This is a genomic window from Blautia sp. ZXY-1-B12 (assembly GCF_056339915.1).
Genome location: NZ_JBWJVP010000312.1, coordinates 1 through 5,427, shown reverse-complemented (window position 1 = coordinate 5,427; position 5,427 = coordinate 1). Strand labels below are relative to the sequence as shown.

Below are 5,427 nucleotides of genomic sequence, written 5' to 3'. Positions count from 1 at the left end.
TGCAGGCAGACAGCAGTGTAATCCAGGATGATCAAACAGGAGCCAGACAACGAAGCACCCGATTCAGATAAAGTTACAGAAGGTACAGATACAGAACAAAGGTTTTCTGTTGGATAATGTCCTGCATTCAAGTGAAGAGGGAGATATTCATTATAATGTCTATATCCCGGATAGTTATGATGGAAGTAAGCCATATGCTTTATTCTTTACACTTCCAGGCTATGAAGGATTGTACTTTCAAGGCGTAGGGGTAAATATCAAAGCAGAAGGGTTTGGTTTCGCAGCTCAGGAATATAATCCGGAAATGATTATTGTTGCACCTCAGCTGAATGACTGGGGAGAAACTTCTGCGAGACAGACCATTGCTTTAACAGAATATTTTCTTTCTGCTTATAATATTGACAAGTCAAAAGTATATGCAGAAGGGTATTCTGGTGGCGGTGAGACCATGTCACTTGTAATGGGAATGAGACCTGATTTATATACTGCTTATTTACAATGCAGTTCCCAATGGGATGGTGCATACGAACCAGTGGTACAGGCAAAGACACCTGTATATTTTGTAGTTGGGGCACATGATGAATATTATGGTTCTGAGCCGTCAGAAGATGCTTATAATAATTTGCGTGAATTATATCAGAAGGAAGGTCTGTCCGATGAGGAGATTGATGACTTGCTTGTACTGGATGTCAAGGATGATTCCTATTTCAGTGACCAGGGTGTTACCAATCAGCACGGACAGGGCGGCGGATTATTTGTAGAAGACGATGCTGTTATGGGATGGCTTTTGGGAAAATAAAGAAAATGTATGAATAATACAGAAAAGAGGAAAAAGAAAATGAAAGTATTACTTGTAAATGGAAGCCCGCATAAGGACGGATGTACTTATACGGCACTGTGTGAAGTATCAGAAGCATTAAATGAACAGGGAATCGATACCGATATCTTCTGGATCGGAAAGAAACCATTGTCAGGCTGTATTGCCTGCAAGTCTTGCATGAAAAACAATAAATGTGTATTCCATGACAGTGTAAATGAATTCCTGGAAATTGCCGGAGATTATGAAGGATTTGTATTTGGGACACCTGTACACTGGGGAGGGGCCAGCGGCGGCATCACTTCGTTTTTGGACAGAGTTTTTTATGCTGATCTCAATGGAGGAGGAAATCGTTTTCTGCTGAAACCAGCGGCGGCGGTTATGTCGGCAAGAAGAGCCGGCACTACTGCAACCTGGGATCAGATGAATAAATATTTCGGTCTGATGCAGATGCCGATTATTACTTCAAGATACCCTGGAAATTGCCGGAGATTATGAAGGATTTGTATTTGGGACACCTGTACACTGGGGAGGGGCCAGCGGCGGCATCACTTCGTTTTTGGACAGAGTTTTTTATGCTGATCTCAATGGAGGAGGAAATCGTTTTCTGCTGAAACCAGCGGCGGCGGTTATGTCGGCAAGAAGAGCCGGCACTACTGCAACCTGGGATCAGATGAATAAATATTTCGGTCTGATGCAGATGCCGATTATTACTTCAAGATACTGGAATATGGTACATGGGGCAAATCCGGAACAGATAAAACAGGATTTAGAGGGTATGCAGGTAATGCGAGTGCTTGGGAACAGTATGGCGTTTTTTCTGCATCGTAAAAATGTTGGCATCCAAGATGGGAATCTCTATGCCAAAACAGGAACCAATGGTATTTACGAATTTTATAAGATAGACATTTTTTGACTGTTGGATGATTATGGATAAATAAAATATGAAAGGTTGATGTTTGAAAGCTCATTGAATAACTGCGCGTCGCATTCTCGTTACTTCCAGTGATACTTCCAGTGATGAGTTAGACGCGCAAATTTTTTTGCAAAACAACAGAACAAATGTTTACATAAACTGATACATATGGTATAATATTTATATGGAAAAAGATATATTTAATATAAATAAAAACAAACTTTCATATGGTAGGGGATATGTCTATTCTCTGCAGTATCATCTTGTCTGGTGTACAAAATACAGAAAAAAGGTTTTAAAAAACGGAATCGATACAGAATGCAAAGAAATGTTACAGAATCTTGCAGAAGAATATAAATTTCAGATCCTGGTAATGGAGGTGATGCCGGATCATATCCATCTGCTTGTGGACTGTAAACCTCAGTTTTATATTTCAGATATGATCAAGATCATGAAAGGAAATCTTGCACGCCAGATGTTTCTTGCGCATCCGGAGTTAAAAAAGGAACTGTGGGGTGGGCATCTGTGGAATCCGTCTTACTGTGCCATAACGGTCAGTGACAGGAGCAGAGACCAGGTGCTTGCCTACATCGAAGGACAAAAGGAAAAAGAAAAGAAAAAAGCCTGACAGAAGAAATGATTTGTTGGAGGAAAAGAGATGCAGACCGTATCCAGCTATGGCGTAGAATTACGAAAACAGAATATCCCAGTCCGCCAGACACTGGAAATCTACCGGTCTGCGGTCAGTTACCTGACAGAAATATATGAGCAGGTGTGGGAAGAACTGGCAGAGATACCGGATGCCAAAAGGCGGTTTAATGCTGCAGAGCATCTGGTGCATACTACAAAAAAGAATCCTGCACGCTTTGATTTTGATCTTCGCTTTCCGAAGATGCCGTCCTACCTGAGGCGAGCCGCAATCCAGCATGCATTGGGAAGTGTATCTTCTTACGAAACACGGATGGAACTGTGGGAAAAGTCAGGAGAAAAAGCAGGGAAACCCAGACTGGCGTATGAGAATCATGCCATGCCTGTTTTTTATCGTGATGTCATGTACAGAGAGGAAAAAGAAGGAAAAGACGAAGCATACCTGAAACTGTATGATGGTCATGACTGGAAATGGTTTTGTGTGCGTTTAAATCACACAGATATGGAATATCTGCGCAGGAACTGGTTGGGGAAAAAGGCATCAGCCCCGACACTGGAGAAAAGGCACCATAAATATTTCCTGCGTTTTTCTTATACGGAAGAAGTGACACTTACGAAGACACCGGTAAAAGAACAGATCATCTGTAGTGTGGACTTGGGAATCAATACCGATGCGGTCTGTACCATTATGCGGGCAGACGGAACTGTCCTGGGGAGAAAATTTATCAATCATCCCAGTGAAAAAGACCGGATGTACCGCACACTGGGCCGGATCCGAAGATTCCAGAGGGAACACGGCTCTGCGCAGTCACGGGGAAGATGGGCATATACGAAACGCCTGAACATAGAGCTGGGAAGAAAAATTGCAGGTGCGATCGTAAAAAATGCAGAAGAGAACCATGCAGATGTGATCGTATTCGAGTATCTGGAAATGCAGGGAAAGATATCCGGAAAGAAAAAACAGAAACTGCATCTGTGGAGAAAACGGGATATCCAGAAACGCTGTGAGCATCAGGCACACAGAAAAGGAATGCGGGTATCCAGAGTCTGCGCATGGAATACGAGCAGGCTTGCATACGATGGCTCCGGAAGTGTGTCCCGTGACCCGAAAAATCACAGTCTTTGTGTATTCCAGACAGGAAAAAGATATAACTGTGACCTGTCGGCATCGTATAATATCGGAGCAAGATATTTTATCAGAGAACTTTTAAAACCCCTTCCGGTAACGGAAAGGTCTTTGCTGGAGGCAAAAGTCCCTTCGGTAAAGCGTAGAACCTCATGTGTTTATGCAGATCTGAAAGAACTTCATTTACAAATGGAAATCTTAAAGGCAGCATAAATGCAGGCAGATATACAGCGGACTACCTGCAATGTGGGAACCTGCCATATCTGGCATGGAAAAATGCGCATAACTGCGCTGGCCTAAGTTACAGGCGTATCCGCCGATATTTAGTCTGACGCCTAAAGCGTCTGGAAGCACGCGACTTCAGTCGTGTGAGGATAAAGTTTTTAATTCACTTATTATAGTATCATGATTAGGAGAATGTAAAAAATGCAAATGATAACCTGGGTGATACTGCCGGTATTATGTGTGATAGCAGTTGCAGTTTATCTGTATCGAAAAGTGAAAGCAGCAGTAAAATGTTTCTTACCAGCATATTCCCTTAAAAGACAGCGGATTTTTGCAGGAATTATTTCTCTGCTGTTGATTATTCCCGCGGTCAGAATTTATGGCATGTGGTTTATAATCCTGCTTCATTTTACTGTATTTTTACTGTTGCTGGATGCAGTTGTTTTTCTTATAAAAAAATTGAAAAAGCAAAATCAGCTTACTGGTTTATGGAATAAAATATACAGAAGTGGTGTAATAGCAATATTACTGACAGCAGTTCTGATCGGGTATGGAAGGTACAATATCTTTCATGTAGTCAGAACAGAGTACAATATTCAAACTCAAAAGAATATTCGTGAAGAAGGATACAGGATTGTACTTTTGTCTGATCTTCATTACGGAGTTTCCATGAATGATAACAATCTGCAGGATGTAGTAAATAGGATTAGTGCAGAGCAGGCAGATATTGTTGTTCTTGATGGAGATATTGTAGATGAAAACACAACATCAGAGCAGATGCAGTCAGCCTTTCGCATTTTGGGACAGGCTGACAGTACATATGGTGTTTATTATGTTTATGGAAATCATGATAAGAATAATTATGCTGCAAAGCCGAATTATAGCGCAGAAAAAATGGAAGATACGATTACACAGGCGGGAATTCAGATTCTGGAAGATGAAACAACTGTCATTAATCAGGAAATCGCACTGATTGGAAGGGCAGATAGAGGAGGTAGAAATGCGAAAAGAAAGGATATTTCCAGTCTTGTAAAAGAACTGAATCCAGAACAGGAATGGATCGTACTGGATCATCAGCCTTCTGAGTATAAGAAAGCAGAGAATACAGGATGCGATATGATTTTATCCGGTCATACACATGCCGGACAGATCTGGCCTGTCGGATTGTTTGCATCGTTGTTCCATTTTGATGAATTAAATTACGGGGAACAGAAACAGGGAAATCTGGATGCGATTGTAACGTCAGGAATTGCTGGTTGGGGCTATCCGATCAGAACGGAAAAACATTCAGAATATGTTGTGGTCAATCTTATATCGTAATAAAAGGAGTAATTGAAGCAAGGAGTGGAATTCAAGAAAGTAGAAATAATAGAGCGCATCACAGATTCTAATGGAAATGTGACTGAGAATATGTTAACAGTTTGGAAAAATTTAAATCTTAATAATAATTCTGCTAATTTGCGTATAAGTGAATTGGAAGTTTGTTATGAGAAGATCTTTGTATTTCAGGAGCATCCTGTTTGAGATATTTGGACAGGTTTTGATATATCAATTCCAACTCGAAAGTTGTAAAGTGGTGTAAAGATTAATGATCTTTGTATTGGCACCGAAAATATATTTATTTCTCCGCGGCTTTTCTTCCAGGATGGGAGAGTGCCGCGGAGAATTTTTTGCGAAGAAAGAATTGCTATAGCT

The 5,427-nt window shown here is 41.0% G+C and carries 7 protein-coding genes; 6 read left to right on the top strand and 1 reads right to left on the bottom strand.

Annotated features, from left to right (window positions below; genetic code table 11):
- Nucleotides 1-109: 109 nt before the first annotated feature.
- The 6 genes from AC075L_RS21590 to AC075L_RS21565 all read left to right on the top strand — a co-directional run bounded on the left by AC075L_RS21590 (nt 110) and on the right by AC075L_RS21565 (nt 5,052).
- Complete coding sequence (locus tag AC075L_RS21590; protein WP_476388191.1) at nt 110-799, top strand: prolyl oligopeptidase family serine peptidase; 690 nt, start codon at nt 110-112, stop codon at nt 797-799.
- Between the two features lie 39 nt (nt 800-838).
- Nucleotides 839-1,315 carry a flavodoxin family protein gene (locus AC075L_RS21585; protein ID WP_476388190.1) on the top strand — a complete coding sequence of 159 codons (477 nt, stop codon included), beginning with the start codon at nt 839-841 and terminating at the stop codon, nt 1,313-1,315.
- Complete coding sequence (locus AC075L_RS21580) at nt 1,293-1,733, top strand: flavodoxin family protein (protein ID WP_476388192.1); 441 nt, start codon at nt 1,293-1,295, stop codon at nt 1,731-1,733. The genes AC075L_RS21585 and AC075L_RS21580 overlap by 23 nt, the downstream gene beginning before the upstream one ends.
- A gap of 184 nt (nt 1,734-1,917) precedes the next feature.
- Entirely contained in the window at nt 1,918-2,361 is a 444-nt protein-coding gene (gene tnpA, locus AC075L_RS21575) for an IS200/IS605 family transposase (protein ID WP_476388189.1), read from the top strand.
- 30 nt (nt 2,362-2,391) lie between these two features.
- Nucleotides 2,392-3,720, top strand: a complete 1,329-nt coding sequence (locus AC075L_RS21570) for an IS200/IS605 family accessory protein TnpB-related protein (protein WP_476388188.1) — start codon at nt 2,392-2,394, stop codon at nt 3,718-3,720.
- A 213-nt stretch (nt 3,721-3,933) separates the two neighbouring features.
- Nucleotides 3,934-5,052 carry a metallophosphoesterase gene (locus AC075L_RS21565; protein ID WP_118409636.1) on the top strand — a complete coding sequence of 373 codons (1,119 nt, stop codon included), beginning with the start codon at nt 3,934-3,936 and terminating at the stop codon, nt 5,050-5,052.
- A gap of 185 nt (nt 5,053-5,237) precedes the next feature.
- Here AC075L_RS21565 and AC075L_RS21560 read toward each other — a convergent pair.
- The coding region (locus AC075L_RS21560) for a hypothetical protein (RefSeq protein ID WP_476388187.1) at nt 5,238-5,427 on the bottom strand (190 nt) is incomplete at its 5' end.

What these genes read in the sequence shown, in the direction of transcription:
- AC075L_RS21585 (WP_476388190.1), top strand. Translation starts at nt 839, where the DNA reads ATGAAAGTATTACTTGTAAATGGAAGCCCGCATAAGGACGGATGTACT.
- tnpA (WP_476388189.1), top strand. Translation starts at nt 1,918, where the DNA reads ATGGAAAAAGATATATTTAATATAAATAAAAACAAACTTTCATATGGT.
- AC075L_RS21570 (WP_476388188.1), top strand. Translation starts at nt 2,392, where the DNA reads ATGCAGACCGTATCCAGCTATGGCGTAGAATTACGAAAACAGAATATC.
- AC075L_RS21565 (WP_118409636.1), top strand. Translation starts at nt 3,934, where the DNA reads ATGCAAATGATAACCTGGGTGATACTGCCGGTATTATGTGTGATAGCA.